Consider the following 254-nt stretch of genomic DNA (forward strand, 5'->3'; position numbering starts at 1 on the left):
ACCTGGCTGAAACGTAAAGCCGAACTGGCAGACCTTGAACGGGAATACCGTGAACAGCTCCTTGCCGGTGACGAACAAATCCCGCGCAGAATGCAGGATTTGCGCGACAATATCGACGTGAAAAAATGGGAGATTAATCAGGCCGCCGGTCGTTATATCCGCTCACATGAGAAAGTGCAGCACATCAGCATCCGCAACCGGCTCCATGACTTTATGCAGCAGCACGGCGCGGAGCTGGCCGCCACGCTGGCACC

At 55.9% G+C, this 254-nt stretch carries 1 protein-coding gene; it reads left to right on the top strand.

Features of this window, described 5'->3' with window-relative positions; translation table 11 throughout:
- Window positions 1–254, top strand: a 254-nt coding sequence (locus tag OGY71_RS23235; RefSeq protein ID WP_286612685.1) for a phage polarity suppression protein, incomplete at both ends; no start/stop codon positions are given.

The sequence above is a fragment of the Citrobacter sp. Cpo109 genome (genome assembly GCF_030332565.1).
GTDB lineage: Bacteria > Pseudomonadota > Gammaproteobacteria > Enterobacterales > Enterobacteriaceae > Citrobacter > Citrobacter portucalensis.